The following is a 19286-nucleotide window of genomic DNA, read 5'->3' on the forward strand; positions in this document are numbered from 1 at the left end:
AATAACAGGGGCGCGACAAATGGCCTGACCGCGGAGAACCGTGGCGGGACCGGCGCCCGAAAGGGAGGACGGCCGCCATGCACGAGGATGCCGGCGCACTGACCCAGCTGCGGGCCTGGCTTGCGCAGCGCGACCTGGGCGACAACGCACGCCTGCCCCCCGAACGTGAGCTTTGCACCATCCTGGGCGTATCCCGCGGCGACCTGCGCAAGGCGCTCAAGGTGCTGGAAGACGAGGGGCTGCTGTGGCGGCAGGTCGGCAAGGGCACCTTCACCGGGATCCGCCCGGCCGAGGAAACCACGACGATCTCGGGCCTCGCCCACCGCTCCAGCCCGGCCGAGGTGATGCGCGCGCGCCTCAGCTTCGAGCCGATGCTGGCCTTCGAGGCGGCGCTGAACGCCACGCCCGAGGATATCGCCGAGCTCGAGCGCTGCATGGAGGCGGCGCGGTCCGCGACCTCGTGGCGGCATTACGAGACCGCCGACAACCGCATGCACCGCACCATCGCCGAAGCCGCGGGCAACGCCGTGCTGCTGGCGCTGTTCGATCAGCTGAACGCGGTGCGGCGCGCGGTGGTCTGGTCGCGCGGGCGCACCGGATCGGACCGCCCGCCCCCCGACCACCATAGCCATTCCGAGCATCGCCGCATCCTCGAAGCGGTGGTGGCCCGCGATCCGCAGGCCGCGCAGGCGGCGATGCATGACCACCTGCGCAGCGTCGAGGCAGGGCTGCTGCGCGGCCAGATGGAAGCCGCCGAATGACCGAACTCACCCTGTCCCTTGCAACCTGGGATCATGACCGGGCCATGCCGCTGCATGACGGGCGGATCAGCGTGCCCGGCGTGCGTTTCGAAAGCCATGTGCTGCCCACCGGCAAGCTGTTCCCGCTGGCCGTGCAGGAGGCGCGGTTCGACATCACCGAGCTGTCGGTTTCGAGCTATGCGCTGCAGGTCTCGCGCGGGACATCGGCCTATACGGCGGTGCCGGCTTTTCTCAGCAGGGCCTTTCGCCACAACGGTTTTTTCGCGCGCAAGGGGTCCGGGATCGAGACGCCGGCGGATTTCGCCGGGCGCCGGATCGGGGTGCCGGAATACCAGATGACGGCGGCGCTGTGGATGCGCGGGATCATGGCCGACGAATACGGCGTGAACCCCGCCAGCGTGCATTGGCGCACCGGCGCGCTGGACGAAGGCGTGCGGCACGAGCGGCTGGAGCTGGACCTGCCCGAGGGCATGGTGGTCGAGCCGATCCGCGACGGACAGACGCTGCAGGAGCTGCTTCTGGCGGGCGAGATCGACGGGCTTCTGGCACCCAAGCCGCCGCGGGCCTTCGTGGACGGGGATGACCGGATCATCCGGCTTTTCCCCGATTACGAACGGGCCGAGCAGGACTATTACCGGCGCAGCGGGTTCTTTCCGATCATGCACCTGGTGGCGATCCGCAAGACCCTGGCCGAGGAACACCCCTGGCTGCCGAAGGCGATCTACGAGGGCTTCGTGGCGGCGCGGGACATGGCTGTTTCGCGTCTGGAAAGCGTATGGCAGGGGTCTGCCAACCGCCTGACACTTCCCTGGCTCGGCGCGTCGATGGAACGGACCATCGCGACCATGGGGCAGGACTACTGGAGCTATGGCTACCGCGCCAACCGCGACGAGCTGGACGCGATCTGCCGCTACTCCTCGGACCAGTACCTGGCCGCGCGCCGGGTGACGCCGGAAGAGCTGATCCACCCTTCGGTGCGGGAGAGCTGAGGGGATGACGGCCGACCTTTTCCATGCGGGACTGGGCTGGCCGATCGCGACGGCGCTGATCGCGCTGAGTTTCGTCACGTCCTTCATCACCGCGGCCTTCGGGATCGGCGGCGGGATCATCATGCTGGCGACGCTGGCCTCGCTGCTGCCCGGCCCGGCGATCATCCCGGTGCACGGGCTGGTGCAGCTGGGCGCGAATGGCGGGCGGGCCGTGATGCTGTTCCGGCATCTCTACAAGCCGGTGCTGGTGCCCTTCATCGTGGGAACCGGGATAGGCGTGGCGCTGGCCGGGTCGGTCGTGGTCAACCTGCCGGCGGCCTGGATCCAGATCGGGGTGGGCGGCTTCATCCTGTGGTCGGTGTTCTCGACCCCGCCCGGCTTCCTGCGCCGCTCGGCCGGGCTGGCCGGGTTCGTGTCGAGCGCGCTGTCGATGTTCTTCGGCGGCACCGGGCCGTTCGTCGCCGCCTTTCTCAAGGCGCAGGGGCTGGGCCGGATGGCGCAGGTGGCGACGCATTCGACGCTGATGAGCACGCAGCACCTGCTCAAGACCGTGACCTTCGCGATCCTGGGCTTCGCCTTTTCGCAATGGGTCGGGCTGGTGGCGCTTCTGGTGGTGATAGGCTTCCTGGGCACGCTTGCCGGGGGCAAGGTGCTCGCCCGGATCGACGAGAGACGCTTTCGCCTGGTGCTGAGCGGGATCCTGATCCTGCTCGCGCTGCGGCTGATCTATGCCGGCGCTTCGCAGCTTTACGCAGGAGGTGCCGCACCGGCCTGAGGAACGGGGCTGGACGAACCCCGGCGGGACACTGCGCAGACCCGCGGGGAACAAAAAGAAGCTGCGCGACAAAACCAAAACCAAAAGGGAGACTCCGATGATCCGGAACAGACTGATAACTCGCCGCTCGCTCTTGCAGACCGGGGCAGCACTTTCCGCAACCACGCTGGCAGCACCCGGGATCCTGCGGGCCCAGGACCAGTACCCCGCGCGCAACATCCAGATCGTGGTGCCCACGGCCGAGGGCGGCGGCGCCGACCGCAACTTCCGCGCCTTCACCCAGATCTGGCAGAAATACCTGAACACCGGCTTCGAGCCGAGCTACTATCCCGGCGCCTCGGGGCGGGTCGGCTACGAGGTGTTCATGGGCCGCCACGATGCCGACGCCTACAGCCTGATCTTCGGCAACATGGGGCCCGAGGTGCTGAACTGGGCGATGCAGATGCCCGACTTCAGCCTGGACGACTATTTCTACTGGGGCCGGGTGGACGTCGATCCCTGCGTCGTCTTCGTGGGCGCGGAAAGCCCGTTCCAGACCATCGACGACATCGTCGAGGAGGGCAAGAAGCGCCAGCTGACCGTGGGCACCAGCCGCATGGCGCATCCGGCGTCCATCGGGATCCTGTCGATCGGCGATGCGACGGGCGCGCAGTTCAACCTGATCCCGCTGGCCGGCGGCAAGGGCACCGTCGCGGGCGCCGTCACCGGCGAGGTCGACTTCTCGGTGCTGACTTCGGGTTCGGTGATCGCGGCCGGGGACGCGGTGCGCACGTTGTGCGTGATGGGCACGAACCGGGTCGGCGAGCGGCTCAACAACGCGCCCGAGATGAACGCGCATTTCAACCTGGACCTGCCCGAGATGCTGTCCTCGCGCGCCTTCGCCATCCACCGCAAGGCGGCCGAGGACTTCCCCGAGCGCTATGCCATCCTGCAGGAGACCTTCAAGCAGTCCTTCGAAGACCCGGAACTGGCGGTGGTCTACGAAGAGAGCGGCGGCGCGCCGGAGTACCTGAGCTATGGCGGGCCCGAGGAATGCGGCGAATTCGCCGCGGCGATGCTGGAACTGGGCGGCAAGTACAAGTCGCTCCTGTCGGGCGCCTGAGGCGCCCCACTGGGCCCGCGCGCATGTCGCGCGGGCCATTTCGCACATCCGCCCGACCCCTCATCCCTGCCCGGAGATCCCTGAGAAATGGCGCAAGAACCATCCCGACCGGAACGACAGCTTGGCGGTGAACTCATCATTCCCGTCCTCGCGGTCGCCTTCACGCTTTACTATTTCACGACGATCTGGAATTCGCCCTGGACCGCGCAGGTCAGCGCCTTCCTGATCGGCGGCATCCTTCTCTTCTGCTGCGCGCTGTTCGTCCTGCGCTCCGCGATCCTGCTGAAGAAGCGCGAGGCATCGCTGGGCATCAGCCGGCTCTTCAACCGCGAGGACATCGCCAGCGGGCGGCTGTGGCTTCTGCTGCTGACCATCGCCTATTGCGTGCTGATCGATCTGGGCGGCTTCACGCTGACGACGTTCTTCTTCCTGTTCCTGTCGATGGCGGTGCTGGCAAAGGGCGAGCGTCTGGGACTGATCGCGGCGCTATCGGCGACGATGGCGCTGGGCGGCTGGGCGTTGTTCATCTGGGCCTTTGACACGCGCTTCCCGCGCGGCCCCTTCGAGAACCTGATGCAGGGGATCATTTGACATGGACGGAACCGGTTCGATCCTGCTTTCGGTCCTTTGGGACACGCTCGGCTACTGGTGGGTGATCGTCCCCTCGATCCTTCTGGGGCTCGTTGTGGGCGGCATTCCCGGCTTCTCGGCCGCGAACACCATCATCATCCTTCTGCCGCTGACACTGTCGATGGACCTGGAGATGGGGCTGATCTTCATGATCTCGCTCTATTGCGCGGCGCGGATGGGCGCGGGGATCCCCGCGATCCTGGTGAACATTCCCGGCACGGCGGGGGCGGCCGCCACGCCGCTTGACGGCTATCCGATGTCCCAGCAGGGGCGCGGGCAGCAGGCGCTGGCGATTTCCTTCGTGGCCTCGGTGATGGGCGGGCTGCTGACCACGCTGATCGCGATTGCCGCCATGCCGATCCTGGCGCGGGTCGGCTTCTACATGCATTCGGTCGAGATGATCGTGGTGATGCTGTTCGGCATCTCGCTCATTGCCTCGATCGCGGCTCAGGACCTGCTGAAGGGGCTGATCGCGGGCTTCTTCGGGCTGATGATCGGGGCGATCGGCACCGACACGGTCTATGCCACGCCGCGCGGCACCTTCGGGCTGCTGGAGCTTTACGACGGCGTGCCGCTGATCCCGGCGCTGGTCGGCCTGTTCGCGGTGTCGGAGGCCTTCATCATCATCGAGAAGCGCCTGATCCTGACCGAGGAAGGCGCCGCCGCCATGGCCAAGCCAAGCTGGGCGGCCAGTTTCGAGGGGGTGGCGATCACCCTCAAGCGCTGGTGGCATGTCGTCTGGACCAGCATCCTGGGGCTGGTGATCGGGGTGATCCCCGGGGCGGGCGCCTCGATCGCGAGTTTCGTGGCCTACCAGCAGTCGCGCACCTTCTCCAAGACGCCCGAGAAATACGGCACCGGCCACCCCGAGGGGCTGATCGCGCCGGAGGCCGCCAACAACGGCGTCACCTCGGGGACGCTGGTGCCGCTTCTGGTGCTGGGCATTCCCGGGGGCGCCACGGCGGCGATCATGCTGGTGGTGATGCAGTATCACGGCGTCAGCTTCGGCCCGTCGCTGTTCCAGCGCAACCCGGACGTCGCCTATGGCATGTTCATCGCCATGGCCGTGGCCTATGTGATGATGGCCTTCACCATCATCCCGCTCAGCCGCTACATGAGCCGGGTCACCACGATCCCGACGATCTACCTGGCGCCGCTCATCATCTCGTTCACGCTGGTCGGCGCCTTCGTGCCGCGCGAATACATGTTCGACATGTATCTGGGCCTGGGCTTCGGCGTGCTGGGCTACATCGCGCGCAAGACCGGCTACCATGTGGCCGCCATCCTGATCGGCGTCATCCTCGGCCCGCTGCTGGAGACCTATTTCCTGCGCGCGCTCAAGATCGCCAACGGAGACATCATGGTGCTGTTCTCCTCCAATATCGGCAACGTGCTGTGGGTGCTTCTGGTGCTCTCGCTGGCGCTGCCGGTGGTCCTGGACATGAAGCGCCGCAAGCAAGGGGTTATCGTCTGATGAAACAGGAAATCGAGTTCCAGATGGCGCGCAACATCCGCCGGATCGCGCGGATGGACATTCCCGGGGGCGGGCAGGTCGTGGTGCAGGGGCAGTATGCCTATGTCGGCCACATGAAGCCGCCGCACGGCACGTCGGTCATCGACGTGTCGGACCCCGCGAACCCCAGGGTGGTCGCCCATATCGATCCGCCCGCATGGTCGCACACCCACAAGGTGCGGGTCGCGGGCAAGCTGATGGTCACCAACGTGGAGCAGGACCGCCGGCACTTCCTGCGCAAGGGCGCCAGGATCGAGGGGATCCGCGCCGAGCTTGGCGCGGGGGCAAGCGATGCCGACGTGGCCGCGAAGCTTGGCGTGAAGCCCGAGGATATCCCGGTCCTGGAAGAGGCGCATGCCCGCGGCTACGACAATGGCGGCTTCCGGGTGTGGGACATCTCGGACCCGACGGCGCCGAAGCTTCTGTCCTACGTCAAGACCCACGGCTTCGGGGTGCACCGTTTCGACATGGACGAGAACTACGCCTACATCTCGACCGAGATGGAGGGCTATGTCGGCAACATCCTTGTCGTCTATGACCTGTCGGACCCCACCAACCCCACCGAAGTGTCGCGCTGGCACATGAAGGGCCAGCATGTCGGGGGGGGCGAGACGCCCACCTGGACCGGCTATGGCCGCCGCCTGCACCACGCCATGCGCTGCGGCGACGAGTTCTGGGCCGCGGTGATGCATGCCGGCGTGCGGGTGCTGGACGCAAGCGACATCCGCAACCTGCGCGAGGTGGGCACCTACGAATGGCCCCCCGCGATCCCCGAGCCCACCCATACCGTGATGCCCTTCGAGAAGCTGATCGACGGGCGGCGCTACGCGCTGGCGGTGGACGAGGAGCATGACCACCTGCCGGGCCGGCTGCACGGCTTCCTGTGGGTGATGGACGTCACCGACCTGTCGAACATGGTGCCGGTGGCGGCCTGGGACCTGTCGGAACGCGCAAGCCCCTGGGCGGGGCAGAAGGGCGTGCGCTTCGGCGCGCACCAGTTCCGCGAGAAGCTGGACAGCCACCTGGTCTATCTGACCTGGTTCGCCGGCGGGCTGCGGGTGCTCGACGTGTCGAACCCCAAGCTGCCGGTGGAGGTCGCGCATTTCATCCCCGGCCCCGGCCCGGACGGAAGCCCGCCGCAATCGAACGACGTGACGCTCGACGATCGCGGGCTGATCTATGTGATCGACCGGACCGGCGGCCTCGACATCCTGGAGATGACGGTTTGAGCGGCGACGACCTGCTGCCGCCCAGCGTCGATCCCACCAAGGCGGCGCTGGGCATCAGGCGGGTCAGCGCCCGCAACGAGGGGGGCACGCGCAGCGTCATCATGGTGCGCGACCACATCCTTGTGACCGACGAGAAGGAAACCAACACCGGGCCGACACCGCTGGAGATGACGCTCTCGTCGCTGCTGGGTTGCGAGGGGGTCATCATCAACCGCTGCGCCGAGGCGATGCGCTTTGCCTACACCGCCGTGGACCTGTCGGCCGATGGCGAGGTGGACCAGCGCGGCTCGCGCGGGGTGCAGGGGGTGCGGCCCTATTTCAACTGGGTGAAAATGCGCATCCGCGTCCACACCGAGGAGTCGGAAGAGCGGTTCCAGCGCCTGATCCGCAACGTGGAATACCGCTGCCCGGTGATGAACCTGTTCCGCGCGGCGGGGGTGGAGATGGACGTGAGATGGGAAAGGGTTCAGCCGTGAAGCTGAAGATCAACGGCCGCGAGCACGAGATCGACGCCGATCCCGACACGCCGCTGGCCTATGTCCTGCGTGAGGATCTTGGGCTCAAGGGCACCAAGATCGGCTGCGGGCTGGAACAGTGCGGCGCCTGCGCGGTGCTGGTGGACGGGCGGGTGGAACTGAGCTGCACCAGTCCCGCTGCAAGCTTCGAGGGGCGCGAGATCGTGACGGTCGAGGGGCTGGCCGACACGGATACCGGCGCCCGCGTGCAGCGCGCCTTCGTCGCGGCGGGGGCGGCGCAGTGCGGCTACTGCACCTCGGGGCTGGTGGTGGCGGTGACGGCGCTGCTGGACGGCGGCGGCAAGCCCGACCGTGCCCGGACCGCGGCCGCGCTGACCCCGCATCTGTGCCGCTGCGGATCGCACCCGCGGGTGTTCGCCGCCGTGGAAATGGCGGCGGAGGGCGAGGCATGAGCACGGAATACCCGCTGATCCGCGACTGGCTGCGGCTGGAGGATGGCCGGCTCTGGGTGCGCGCGGGCAAGGTGGATATCGGGCAGCGCATCTCGACCGCGCTGGTGCGGATCGCCGCCGAAGAGCTTTGCCTTTCGCCCGCGCTGATCGAGGTGGCACCCGTCAGCACCGCCGACAGCCCGGACCAGGGCATCACCTCCGGCTCGACTTCCGTGCAGGAAGGGGGCGGCGCGATCCGGCTGGCCGCCGCCAGCCTGCGCGCGGCGGTGCTGCGACTGGCCGCCGCGCGGCTGGAGACGGCGCCGGATGCGCTGCGGCTGGAGGACGACTACGTCATCCGCCCCGGCACCAATGCAAAGATCGCGCTGCTGGACCTGGTGGCGGCGCTGGACCCGGACACGCCGCTCGACCCCGACGCCCGGCCCCTGCCGGCGGCGCTGCGCCGCCCCCTGCCCGCCCTGCCGCCGCGCGGGCTGGCGGAGATGGTGACCGGCGCCTACCGCTTCCTGCACGACCTGGACCTGCCGGGCATGCTGCATGCCCGCACCCTGCGCCCGCCCCATGCGCGGGCGCGGCTGCGCGGGCTGGACGCGGGCGTGGTGGAAAGCCTGGAACACAAGGGCTTCACCGTGCTGCGCGACGGCAGTTTCCTGGCCATTGCCGGCGCGTCGGAATGGCAGGTGATCCGCGCCGCCCGGCGGCTTGCGGCGGCCTGCGACTGGGATGCCGGCGCGGGCCTGCCCGAGGGCGATTTCCGCGACCTGCTGCGCAGCCGGCCCGCGACCCGGATCACGGTGGCGGAGGGGGGCATGCCGGATACGGCGGCGGCCCTGCCCGCGCCCCTGGATGCGCCGCAGATCGCGGCCAGCTTCAGCCGGCCCTATCAGCTGCATGCGGCGCTTGCCCCTTCGGCGGCGCTGGCAGAGTGGCGCGACGGGCGGCTCCATGTTCACAGCCACAGCCAGGGCATCTGGACCCTGCGCGACGCGCTGGCCGACAGTTTCCGCCTGACCCCCGCCGAGGTGGTGGTGACCCACACCCCCGGGCCCGGCTGCTATGGCCATAACGGGGCCGATGACGCGGCGCTCGATGCGGCGCTGGTGGCGCAGGCGGTGCCCGGGCGGCCGGTGCTGCTGAAATGGACCCGCGAGGAGGAACACGCCTGGGAACCCGTCGCGCCCGCAACGGTGCTGGAGGTGGCGGCTGCGCTGGACGAGGGGGGCCGGATCGCGGGTTTCGCGGCCGAGGCGATGAGCGACACCCATCGCGGCAGGCCCCGCCCCGGCCCGAACCGCTCGGGCCCGGCGCGGCTTCTGTCGAACCGGTTCCGCGACGACGCGCCGCCGCCGTTCCAGGCGACGCCCAATATCGGGAAACATGCGGGCATCCACCGCAACCTGGACCCGATCTACCGTTTCGCCGACAAGCGGCTGGTCAAGCGGCTGGTGCCCGACATGCCGCTGCGCAGTTCGGCCATGCGCTGCCTGGGCGCGGTCATCAACGTGCTGGCGATCGAGGCGGTGATGGACGAGGCGGCGGAACGCGCGGGCCGCGACCCCATCGCCTATCGGCTGGAGCATCTGGACGACCCGCGCGCCATCGCGGTGCTGAGGCGGCTCGATGCGCTGGCCAAGGCCGACCCGGTGGCCGAGGGCTTCGCGCGCGGCATCGCCTATGCGCAGTACAAGAACCAGATGACGCGCGTGGGGCTTTACGTCGATCTCGAGCTGACGGACGCGGCCGAGGTGCGGCTGGGCCGCGTGGTCATGGTGGCAGATGCGGGCCGCGTGGTGGACCCCGACGGGCTGGCGGCGCAGCTGGAAGGCGGGGTGATCCAGGCGGCAAGCTGGACGCTGTACGAGGAACAGCGCTGGGACCGCGACGGCGTGCTGGGGCGCGACTGGGACAGCTATCCGGTGCTGCGCTTCGACAACGTGCCGCAGTTCGAGACGCATCTGGTCGGGTCGGACGAGACGCCCTCGGTCGGCGCGGGAGAGGCGTCTCCGGGGCCTGCGGCGGCGGCCATCGCCAACGCCATCGCGGCGGCGACCGGGCTGCGGCTGCGCGACATGCCCTTCACGCCAGACGCGATAAGGCGGGCCGCGATGGAGGCGTGATCCGGCACGTTGCGCGGCCCCGCGCCCGCGCTAGGTTTACAGGCATCACATCCAGACAGGGGGATTTTCACCATGCCGGACGGCACCACCTCCAACAGCGCGCGGCGCAGCGTCGTCGTGCAGGGCTTCACCAACAGCGTGCTCGACCCCGAGTCGCCGATGCTGGGCCCGGTCGAGAATGGCGGCACCATCATCGCCAACACAGCGCCGGGCTGCTGGGGGCCGATGATCACCCCCGCCCTGCGCGGCGGGCACGAGGTGACGCGCCCCGTTTATGTCGAGGGGGCGGAACCGGGCGACGCGGTCGCCATCCGCATCCGCGACATCACCGTGACCTCGATCGCCACCGCCTCGGGGCATGACAGCTCTCCCGAAGGGTTCTGCCTGGGCGATCCCTATGTCGCCGCGCGCTGCCCGCATTGCGACACGGTCTGGCCCGAAACCCATGTCGAGGGGATCGGCCAGGACGCCGTGCGCTGCGACGCCTGCGGCAACCCCGTGAAGCCCTTCGAGATCGTGCACGGCTACACGGTCGTCTTCGACGAGACGCGCCATGTCGGCGTGACCATGTCGAAGAAGGCGGCCGAGCGGATCGCGCACGAGGCAAAGCACTTCGCCGCGCTGCCGGACGACTCGAAGCAGCATTCGATCCTGACCTATGCGCCCTCGGACATGGCGGGTGTCATGGTGCGGATGCGGCCCTTCCTGGGCCAGCTCGGCACCTGCCCGTCGCGCGCGATGCCCGACAGCCACAACGCGGGCGATTTCGGCGCCTTCCTCGTGGGCGCGCCGCATCCCTATGCGATGACCGCCGAGGACCTGGCGGAACACAAGACCGACGGCCACATGGACATCGACGCGGTGCGCCCCGGCGCGATCCTGGTCGCCCCGGTCAAGGTCAAGGGCGCGGGCGTCTACATGGGCGACATGCACGCGGCCCAGGGCGACGGCGAGATCGCGGGCCACACGATGGACGTGGCGGGTTCGGTCACGCTCCAGGTCGAGGTGCTGAAGGACTGGCCCATCGACGGCCCGGTGCTGTTCCCGCTGCCCGAGGACCTGCCGCCGCTGGCGCGCCCCTTCACCGCGAGCGAGCGGGCAAAGGCGGCGCGGCTGGCGCAGGAATGGGGCGTGGGCGAACTGGAGGCCTCGGCGCCGATTTCGGTGATCGGGACGGCGGCCAACATGAACGCCGCGATCGACAACGGGCTTGCCCGCGCCGCGGCACTTCTGGGCATGAGCGTGGCCGAGGTGCGCAACCGCGCCACCATCAACGGCGCCATCGAGATCGGCCGCGCGCCGGGGGTGATCCAGGTCACCTTCCTTGCGCCGCTCTCGAAGCTCGATGCGGTGGGCCTGGGCGGCTACGCCCGCGAGCAGTACGACCTGTAAGGCAGGACGATCTTGAGGACAGGACCGGCGCCGGCGGGAACCACCGCCGGCGCCCCATCAACAGAGGGGCAGGAAAGAATGAGCGATCTGGCATCCATCGCGCGCGGCGGCGTGCTGCGCGCGACGGTCAACACCGGCAACCGCGCACTTGTGCAACCGGTGGAGGGCGGCTTCACGGGCATCAGCCCGGCGCTTGGCCGCAGGCTGGCCGAGGAGATCGGCGCGCGGCTGGAGCAGGTGGTCTATTCCGGCGCCGGCAAGGTGTTCGACGACGCGCTGAACGACAGGTGGGATGTGGGCTTTCTCGCCATCGACGCGATGCGGGCCAAGTCGATCAGCTTCACCCGGCCCTATCACACCATCGAGGCGACCTATGCCGTGCGGGTGGGCAGCGGCATCGAGACGCCCGAGGATGCCGACCGGGCGGGCCTGACGGTCCTGACCTCCACCGGGTCGGCCTATGACATGTGGCTGACGGCCAATCTGAAGGCGGCGCGGCTGGAACGCTCGGGCACGCCGGGCGAGAGTTTCGAGGAGTTCCGCGGCGGGCGCGGCGATGCGGTCGCGGGCGTGCGCGCCTCGCTCGAGCGGCATTTCGCGGGCGATCGCGGCTACATGGTGCTGACCGGCACGGTCGCGAAAGTGGAACAGGCGATGGTCCTGCCGGGGCCCGACAACCCGGCGATCAAGGCGCTCGACGATTTCGTCGCGCGCGCCATCGCGGACGGCTTCGTCGCCACGCATCTCTAGCGCCGGGCCCGGGGGCATTGTCCCCGGCACCGCTGACAACCGATATCGCAGCCCCCCCCCCCGGCGCGTGCGGGGATCCCGGATATGGCGAGGCCGCCGCATCCGTAGAATGCGCGCGCCCCGATCCGCGTCAGATCTTATGCATTCTTGTATGTGCGAATGATCATGCAGCCTCCTGCCGGGGCCCCTCCGGCCCCCCGCCGCCGGTGGCACGGCGATCGAGAGGGGAAGGTGCAAGTGAAATTCCGGAATGTCCTCGTGTCGGCAGCGGCACTTTCATCCGGGCTGGGCGGCATGGTTGCCGCAGGCGAAATCATCGGGTTCGACGGCGCGTCGGGATCGAGGATCCCTCGAACCTGAGCCTGACCTTCCCGATCGATGTGGGCGATATCCCGGGCGGCGGGTTCACCCTGCGCATCACGCCCGTCTTCGCACCGTCGTGGATCCGGCCGCGACCGGGTGCCGGTTCCGCGTCGCAGGCGGGCTGGACGCCGCCAACATCCCCTGCCTGACGGCGGACCCCTGGAAGTGTCGCGCAGCCCGAACGGGATCGGCTACGGCACCGGATCCGCAGGCGTGTTTCGGCTGGTCTTCTGTCCGGGTGACGGGACCACGAAACGCGCGGGCGCCCCTGTGCGTCAGGGCCGGCGCGAGGACGCTGCGTGTCGGTCGGCTGGAGCGGGCAGCGGGAATCGAACCCGCACCAAGAGCTTGGAAGGCTCGTGTGATACCATTTCACCATGCCCGCTCGTGGGGTCCGGATTAAGTCATGGGCCGCGCGCGGTCAAGCGCCCGCAGCCGGGACATCATCGGATGAGCCGGTCCAGAAGATCGGGCAGAAGCGCGTAGTCGGGCAGCAGCGCCTCGGGGCCCAGCGCCTCGACCGCGGCGCCCTCGGGACCGAATGTGACCAGCACGCAGGCGACGCCAGCGGCTTTGGCGGCGTTGCGGTCGGTATCGCTGTCGCCCACCAGAACGGCGCGGGCGGGGTTGCCGCCCAGCGCCGCGATGGTGTCGGTCAGATGGCGCGGATCGGGCTTGCGCACAGGCAGGCTGTCGCCGCCCAGAAGGGCCGCGAAGCGGTCGCGCAGGCCCAGCCGGCCCAGCAGCGTTTCCGCCAGCGCGGCGGGCTTGTTGGTGCACACGCCCAGCACCCAGCCCGCCGAGGCCAGGCTGTCCAGCGCGCCCTCGACGCCCGGGTAAAGCCGGGTGTGGCGGTCGATATTGGCCTCGTAATGCGCAAGGAAGGCGGGCAAGCGCCTCTCCACCTCGGTGTCGGACGCATGGCTGCCCGCGCGCGCCAACCCCTCGCGCAGCATCGCCCGCCCGCCGCGAAAGGCGAGCGCCTGGTCTCGCGCGGGGTGAAGAAGCTCTGCCCCGAGCCCGGCATTGGCGGCGGCGATCAGGTCGGCCGAGGTATCGGCAAGCGTGCCGTCGAGATCGAAGATGGCGCTGCGCATGGCATCCCGTGGAAGCGTCCCGCGCCGGGGCGCAACGGACTGAAACAGTTTCTGAAGCGGCCCCGCTTGGCGATCCGGCCGCTTGCCTGATAAGAGACGCGGAAACCGCAAAGAGGCAAGACACCGCATATGAGCACGGCGATCATTCTGCTGGCCGCTGGCCAGGGCACGCGCATGAACTCGGACCTGCCGAAGGTGCTGCACCGGCTGGCGGGCGCGCCGCTGCTGCACCACGCGATGCGCAGCGGGGCCGCACTGGGCGCCGAGCGCATGGTGGTGGTCACCGGGCACGGCTCCGAGGCGGTGCGCAAGGCCGCGCAGGCGCAGGACGAGGACGCCGTCTGCGTCGTGCAGGAGGAGCAGCTTGGCACCGCGCATGCGGTCGCGCAGGCGCGGGACGCGCTGGCGGGGTTCGAGGGCGATGCCATCGTGCTTTACGGCGACACCCCCTTCGTGCGCCCCGAGACGCTTGAGGCGATGCAGGAGGCGCGCGCCTCGGGCGCCGCGGTGGTGGTGCTGGGCTTCGTGGCGGGCGATCCCGCGGGCTATGGCCGGCTGATCCTCGACGCGGGCGGCGCGCTGCAGGCCATCGTCGAGCACAAGGACGCGACCGAGGCGCAACAGGCGATCCGGCTGTGCAATTCGGGCGTGGTCTGTGCCGACGCCGCGACCCTGTTCGACCTGGTGGCCGCGGTCGGCAACGCGAACGCCAAGGGCGAGTACTACCTGACCGACATCGTGGGCCTTGCCCGCGCGCGGGACCTGACCTGCGCCGTCGTCACCTGCGACGAGGCCGAGACGATGGGCGTGAACAGCCGGCAGGACCTGGCCCGCGCCGAAGCGGTTTTCCAGGCCCGCGCCCGCGCCGAGGCGCTGGAGAACGGCGTCACCCTGACCGCGCCCGAAACGGTGTTCTTCGCCTTCGACACGGTGGTGGGCCGCGACGTGACCATCGCGCCTTTTGTGACCTTCGGCCCCGACGTGACGGTGGAAAGCGGCGCCGAGATCCGCGCCTTCTGCCACCTGGAGGGCTGCCACATATCCGAAGGCGCGCAGATCGGCCCCTATGCGCGCCTGCGGCCGGGCGCCGAGATCGGCGAGGATGCCCGCATCGGCAACTTCGTCGAGGTGAAGGCGGCCCAGGTCGGCCGCGGCGCCAAGGTCAACCACCTGAGCTATGTCGGTGACGCCAGCGTCGGCGAGGGCGCGAATATCGGCGCGGGCACCATCACCTGCAACTATGACGGCGTGTTCAAGCATCGCACGGTGATCGGCGATGGCGCCTTCATCGGGTCGAACACGGCGCTGGTGGCCCCGGTCACGGTCCATGCGGGCGGCTATGTCGGTTCGGGCTCGGTGGTGACGATGGACGTGCCCTCGGGCGATCTGGCAATTTCGCGCGCGCGGCAGGTGAACAAGGCGGGCCTGGGCGCGCGGATGATGGCGCGGCTGAAGGCGCTCAAGGCGAAGGGACGGGACTGATGTGTGGCATCGTCGGAATTCTCGGCAATCACGAGGTCGGGCCGGTCATCCTGGACGCGCTGAAGCGGCTGGAATATCGAGGCTATGACAGCGCTGGGATCGCCACGGTCAACGGCGGCGCGCTGGACCGCAGGCGGGCCACGGGCAAGCTGGCGGCGCTGTCGGACCTGCTGGTGGAAAACCCGATCCGGGGCAAGGCCGGCATCGGGCATACCCGCTGGGCGACCCATGGCGCGCCCTCGACGGTGAACGCGCATCCCCATGTCTCGGGACCGGTGGCGGTGGTGCATAACGGGATCATCGAGAACTTCCGCAGCCTGCGGAAGGAACTGGAGGCCGACGGCTACCGCTTTTCGACCGAGACGGACACGGAAACGGTGGCCCATCTGGTCGCGCGCGAGATCGCCCGCGGCGCCACCCCCGAAGATGCGGTGGCGCGCAGCCTGAAACGCCTCGACGGGGCGTTCGCGCTGCTGTTCCTGTTCGAGGGACATGACGACCTGCTGATCGCCGCGCGGCGCGGATCGCCGCTGGCCATAGGCCACGGGCAGGGCGAGATGTTCGTGGGCTCGGACGCGCTGGCGCTGGCGCCGATGACGCGCGAACTGACCTATCTGGAAGAGGGCGACTGGGCCGTGATCCGGCGCACCGGCGCCACCATCCACGATGCCGGGGGCGCTGTGGTGGACCGGCAGGTGATCCATGTCGCCGGCGTCAACGCCTTTGCCGACAAGGGGTCGCACAAGCACTTCATGGCGAAGGAGATCCACGAGCAGCCGACCGTGATGGCCTATGCGCTGAGCCACTACACGGTGACGGATGCGAACGGCGTGAAGCCCGCGCCGCTGGCGCTGGATTTCCGCGACTACGACCGGGTGGTGATCGTGGCCTGCGGCACCGCCTACCTGGCGGGAATGGTCGCGAAATACTGGTTCGAGCAGATCGCGCGGATGCCGGTGGAGATCGACGTCGCCTCGGAGTTCCGCTACCGCGAGCCGCCCGTCAGCCCGCGCACGCTGGCCGTGTTCGTCAGCCAGTCGGGCGAGACCGCCGACACGCTGGCAGCCCTTCGCTACATGAAGGGCAAGGCGGCGCGGATCGTGGGGATCGTGAACGTCTCGGAAAGCTCGATCGCGCGGGAAAGCGACCTGGTGCTGCCGATCCATGCCGGGGTCGAGATCGGCGTCGCCTCGACCAAGGCGTTTACCTGCCAGCTGACGGTGCTGGCCGTGCTGGCGGTGATGGCCGCGCGGCAGACGGGCCAGATCGACGCCGCGCGCGAGGGGGCGCTGATGTCGGCGCTGGAAACCGTGCCGGGGGCGATGGCGGATCTGCTGGCCACCGAAAGCCGGCTGGGCGCCATCTGCTGGGAGCTGTCCAAGGCGCAGGACGTGCTGTTCCTGGGCCGGGGCGCGATGTATCCGCTGGCGCTGGAAGGGGCGCTGAAGCTGAAGGAGATCAGCTATATCCACGCCGAGGGCTATGCCAGCGGCGAGCTGAAGCACGGGCCCATCGCGCTGATCGACGAGACGGTGCCGGTGATCGTCATGGCGCCGACCGATCCGCTGTTCGACAAGACGGTCAGCAACATGCACGAGGTGATGGCGCGTGGCGGGCGGATCCTGCTCCTGTCGGACGAGACGGGGCTGGCCCATGCCGGGCAGGACGTGTGGGAACGGATCCGCCTGCCCCGCGTCGATCCCTTCGTGGCACCCATCCTTTACGCGGTGCCGGCGCAGCTGCTGGCCTATCACACGGCGGTCACCAAGGGCACCGACGTGGACCAGCCCCGCAATTTGGCGAAGTCGGTCACGGTGGAATGAGGCACGACAGCGCCCTTCTGCCCCGGCTTGCCGCGATGGCCGATCCGGCCCGCGCGGGCGAGATGGCGGAATACCACAAGACCCGCCGCCCGGTGCTGGGCGTCTCGAACCCGCAGATCATCGAGCTGGTGGGCGGCTGGCGGGCCGAACGCGCGGTCTGCGACTGGGTGCGCGAGGCGCAGGCGCTGTGGACATCCGGCATCTTCGAGGCGCGGATCGCCGCCGGCAAGCTGCTGGTGAAGGCGCGCATCCCCGACCCGGAGATGGACCAGGCCGTCTGGGAGACGGTCGCCGCCTGGGCACCGGATTTCGACGGTTGGGCCATCGCCGACCATGCGGCCGAGGCCGGCAGCCGGCGGGTGATGGCGGACCTGTCGCGGCTCGACCGGCTGGAGGGCTGGCTCTGGGAGGAAAACGTCTGGATGCGCCGCGCGGCGCTGGTGTTCTCGTTGCCGCTTGCCAAGCTGAACCACCCGTCGCAGGCCGAGGCGGCGGCGCGGGCGCGCGTCCTTGGCTGGGCCGCGCGGCTGACGGCGGACCGGGACTGGTTCATCCAGAAGGCCATCGCCACCTGGCTGCGCACGCTGGCCAAGCACGACGCGGACGCCGTGCGCGGCTTTCTTGCCGCGCATGGCGCCGCACTCAAGGCCTTTGCCCGGCGCGAGGCCGAGCGCGGGCTGGCCTAGCTTTCCGCGCCCCCGCCGCGCAGGCTGCGGCGCATGATCTTTCCCGTCGCGGTCATCGGCAGGCTGTCCACGAACACCACCTCCCTTGGCGCGACATGGGGCGAGACGCGGGCGCGGACCCGCGCGATCAGCGCCTCGGCCAGCCCGTCGGTCGCGGCACCGGGGCGGGTGACGACGAAGGCGCGGACCGCCTCGGTCCGGATCGGGTCGGGCACGCCGATGGCTGCGGCCATCACCACGTCGGGGTGCGCGTTCAGGCAATCCTCGATCTCGGTCGGGCCGATGCGGTAGCCCGAGGAGGTGATGACATCGTCGCTGCGGGCGGAGAAATGGACATAGCCCTCGTCGTCCATGGTCGCGACATCACCGGTGCGCATCCAGTCGCCGGCGAACTTCTCGGCGGTCTTTTCCGGCTGGCCCCAGTATTCGAGGAACATGGCCGGATCGGGCCGGCGGACGGCGATCTCGCCCTCGGTGCCCACTGGCAGCGGTTCGCCGTCAGCGTCGATGATCGCGACCTCGTGGCCCGGCACCGCGCGGCCCATGGATCCGGGGCGGACGGGCAGGACGCGGGCGGAATTGCCGAGCACCAGGTTGCACTCGGTCTGGCCGTAGAACTCGTTGATCTCGACCCCGAAGGTGGCGCGCCCCCAGTCGAGGATGCCCGCGCCCAGCGCCTCGCCGCCCGAGGCGACGGAGCGCAGGCCAAGCGGCGCGCGGGGTGCCGCCTGCCGCATCAGTTTCAGCGCCGTGGGCGGCAGGAAGACGTTGCGCACGGCAAGCCGCTCCATCAGCCAGAAGGCGTGTTCGGGGTCGAACCTGGCCATCCGGTGCGCGATCAGCGGCACGCCCAGCGCGAGTGCCGGCAGCGCCACGTTCAGAAGCCCGCCCATCCAGGCCCAGTCGGCCGGGGTCCACAGGCAGTCGCCCGGCTGCGGCAGGAAGTCGTGATGCGTCTCGACCCCCGGCAGGTGGCCCAAGAGCACCCGGTGGGCATGGAGCGCCCCCTTGGGCGGGCCGGTGGTGCCCGAGGTGTAGGAGATAAGCGCCGGATCGTCGGGCGTGGTGTCGGCCAGCGGCCCGCCCTCGGCGGCGCGGCCCAGTTCCTGCCAGAAGGCATGGGCACCGCTTTCGGTGCCGTCCACGGTGAACACCTCGCGCAGTTCGGGCAGATCGTCGCGGATCGCCACGATCTTGGGCAGGTTCGCCAGATCCGTCACCAGCGCCCGCGCCCCGCTGTCGGCCAGGCGAAAGCGCAACCCGTCCTCGCCGAACAGGGTGAAAAGCGGCACCACGATCGCCCCCAGCCTGTAAGCGGCCAGGTGGGTCAGGATCGTCTCGGGCCGTTGCGGCAGCAGCACCGCCACCCGGTCGCCGCGCCCGACCCCATGCGCCCGCAGCACGTTGGCAAGCCGGCCCGAGGCGCGGCTGAGTTCGGCGTAGCTGTAGTCGCGCACCTCGCCGTCGGTGCGCAGCAGCCGCAGCGCCAGCCGGTCGGGATGTGCGCGGGCCCAGCGCTCGCAGGCGATTTCGGCGATGTTGTAGCGTGCGGGCAGTGGCCAGGCGAAATCGCGGCGCATCTGGTCCCACGGGCCCGGGCGGGCGATGGTTCGGTCCGGCAGCATGCTGTCACCGTTCGGTTTTCGCGG

At 69.5% G+C, this 19286-nt stretch carries 17 protein-coding genes and 1 tRNA gene; 15 read left to right on the plus strand and 3 right to left on the minus strand.

The window, feature by feature from the left end; all coding sequences use genetic code 11:
- Positions 1-77 precede the first annotated feature (77 nt).
- The 12 genes from HMH01_RS11615 to HMH01_RS11670 all read left to right on the plus strand — a co-directional run bounded on the left by HMH01_RS11615 (position 78) and on the right by HMH01_RS11670 (position 12186).
- A complete protein-coding gene (locus HMH01_RS11615; RefSeq protein ID WP_171325720.1) occupies positions 78-761 on the plus strand; it encodes a FadR/GntR family transcriptional regulator in 684 nt (227 codons plus the stop codon).
- A complete protein-coding gene (locus HMH01_RS11620) occupies positions 758-1750 on the plus strand; it encodes an ABC transporter substrate-binding protein (RefSeq protein ID WP_171325722.1) in 993 nt (330 codons plus the stop codon). The genes HMH01_RS11615 and HMH01_RS11620 overlap by 4 nt, the downstream gene beginning before the upstream one ends.
- 4 nt (positions 1751-1754) lie before the next feature.
- Complete coding sequence (locus HMH01_RS11625; RefSeq protein WP_171325724.1) at positions 1755-2525, plus strand: sulfite exporter TauE/SafE family protein; 771 nt, start codon at positions 1755-1757, stop codon at positions 2523-2525.
- Between the two features lie 97 nt (positions 2526-2622).
- Positions 2623-3627, plus strand: a complete 1005-nt coding sequence (locus tag HMH01_RS11630) for a type 2 periplasmic-binding domain-containing protein (RefSeq protein WP_171325727.1) — start codon at positions 2623-2625, stop codon at positions 3625-3627.
- Between the two features lie 87 nt (positions 3628-3714).
- Positions 3715-4218 carry a tripartite tricarboxylate transporter TctB family protein gene (locus tag HMH01_RS11635; protein WP_171325729.1) on the plus strand — a complete coding sequence of 168 codons (504 nt, stop codon included), beginning with the start codon at positions 3715-3717 and terminating at the stop codon, positions 4216-4218.
- Position 4219: 1 nt separating this feature from the next.
- Entirely contained in the window at positions 4220-5731 is a 1512-nt protein-coding gene (locus HMH01_RS11640; protein WP_171325731.1) for a tripartite tricarboxylate transporter permease, read from the plus strand.
- Positions 5731-6999 (plus strand): LVIVD repeat-containing protein, encoded by a 1269-nt coding sequence (locus HMH01_RS11645; protein ID WP_171325733.1) that lies wholly within the window; start codon positions 5731-5733, stop codon positions 6997-6999. Before HMH01_RS11640 ends, HMH01_RS11645 begins: the two co-directional genes overlap by 1 nt.
- Complete coding sequence (locus tag HMH01_RS11650) at positions 6996-7475, plus strand: OsmC family protein (RefSeq protein WP_171325734.1); 480 nt, start codon at positions 6996-6998, stop codon at positions 7473-7475. Before HMH01_RS11645 ends, HMH01_RS11650 begins: the two co-directional genes overlap by 4 nt.
- Positions 7472-7927 carry a (2Fe-2S)-binding protein gene (locus tag HMH01_RS11655; protein WP_343035261.1) on the plus strand — a complete coding sequence of 152 codons (456 nt, stop codon included), beginning with the start codon at positions 7472-7474 and terminating at the stop codon, positions 7925-7927. Before HMH01_RS11650 ends, HMH01_RS11655 begins: the two co-directional genes overlap by 4 nt.
- Complete coding sequence (locus HMH01_RS11660; protein WP_171325738.1) at positions 7924-10044, plus strand: molybdopterin cofactor-binding domain-containing protein; 2121 nt, start codon at positions 7924-7926, stop codon at positions 10042-10044. Before HMH01_RS11655 ends, HMH01_RS11660 begins: the two co-directional genes overlap by 4 nt.
- A gap of 72 nt (positions 10045-10116) precedes the next feature.
- Positions 10117-11436 carry an acetamidase/formamidase family protein gene (locus tag HMH01_RS11665; RefSeq protein WP_171325740.1) on the plus strand — a complete coding sequence of 440 codons (1320 nt, stop codon included), beginning with the start codon at positions 10117-10119 and terminating at the stop codon, positions 11434-11436.
- A 78-nt stretch (positions 11437-11514) separates the two neighbouring features.
- The gene (locus tag HMH01_RS11670) at positions 11515-12186 is read left to right on the plus strand and encodes a transporter substrate-binding domain-containing protein (protein WP_171325742.1); all 672 of its coding nucleotides are present in this window, start codon (positions 11515-11517) and stop codon (positions 12184-12186) included.
- 674 nt (positions 12187-12860) lie between these two features.
- On the opposite strand, the gene HMH01_RS11675 is transcribed toward HMH01_RS11670, so the two are convergent.
- Positions 12861-12934 (minus strand) — tRNA-Gly (locus HMH01_RS11675).
- A 58-nt stretch (positions 12935-12992) separates the two neighbouring features.
- Complete coding sequence (locus HMH01_RS11680; RefSeq protein ID WP_171325744.1) at positions 12993-13646, minus strand: HAD-IA family hydrolase; 654 nt, start codon at positions 13644-13646, stop codon at positions 12993-12995.
- Positions 13647-13775: 129 nt separating this feature from the next.
- Here HMH01_RS11680 and glmU point away from each other — a divergent pair, with 129 nt between their 5' ends.
- The 3 genes from glmU to HMH01_RS11695 are packed head-to-tail and all read left to right on the plus strand — an operon-like array spanning position 13776 to position 17637.
- Positions 13776-15128 carry a bifunctional UDP-N-acetylglucosamine diphosphorylase/glucosamine-1-phosphate N-acetyltransferase GlmU gene (gene glmU, locus HMH01_RS11685; RefSeq protein WP_171325746.1) on the plus strand — a complete coding sequence of 451 codons (1353 nt, stop codon included), beginning with the start codon at positions 13776-13778 and terminating at the stop codon, positions 15126-15128.
- Positions 15128-16951, plus strand: a complete 1824-nt coding sequence (gene glmS, locus HMH01_RS11690) for a glutamine--fructose-6-phosphate transaminase (isomerizing) (protein WP_171325748.1) — start codon at positions 15128-15130, stop codon at positions 16949-16951. Before glmU ends, glmS begins: the two co-directional genes overlap by 1 nt.
- Positions 16948-17637, plus strand: a complete 690-nt coding sequence (locus HMH01_RS11695) for a DNA alkylation repair protein (RefSeq protein WP_171325750.1) — start codon at positions 16948-16950, stop codon at positions 17635-17637. Before glmS ends, HMH01_RS11695 begins: the two co-directional genes overlap by 4 nt.
- Here HMH01_RS11695 and HMH01_RS11700 read toward each other — a convergent pair.
- Positions 17634-19262: an AMP-binding protein gene (locus HMH01_RS11700; protein ID WP_171325752.1), complete on the minus strand. Its 1629-nt coding sequence runs from the start codon at positions 19260-19262 to the stop codon at positions 17634-17636. The genes HMH01_RS11695 and HMH01_RS11700 overlap by 4 nt on opposite strands.
- Positions 19263-19286 lie beyond the last annotated feature (24 nt).

This window comes from Halovulum dunhuangense (assembly GCF_013093415.1).
Lineage (GTDB): Bacteria > Pseudomonadota > Alphaproteobacteria > Rhodobacterales > Rhodobacteraceae > Halovulum > Halovulum dunhuangense.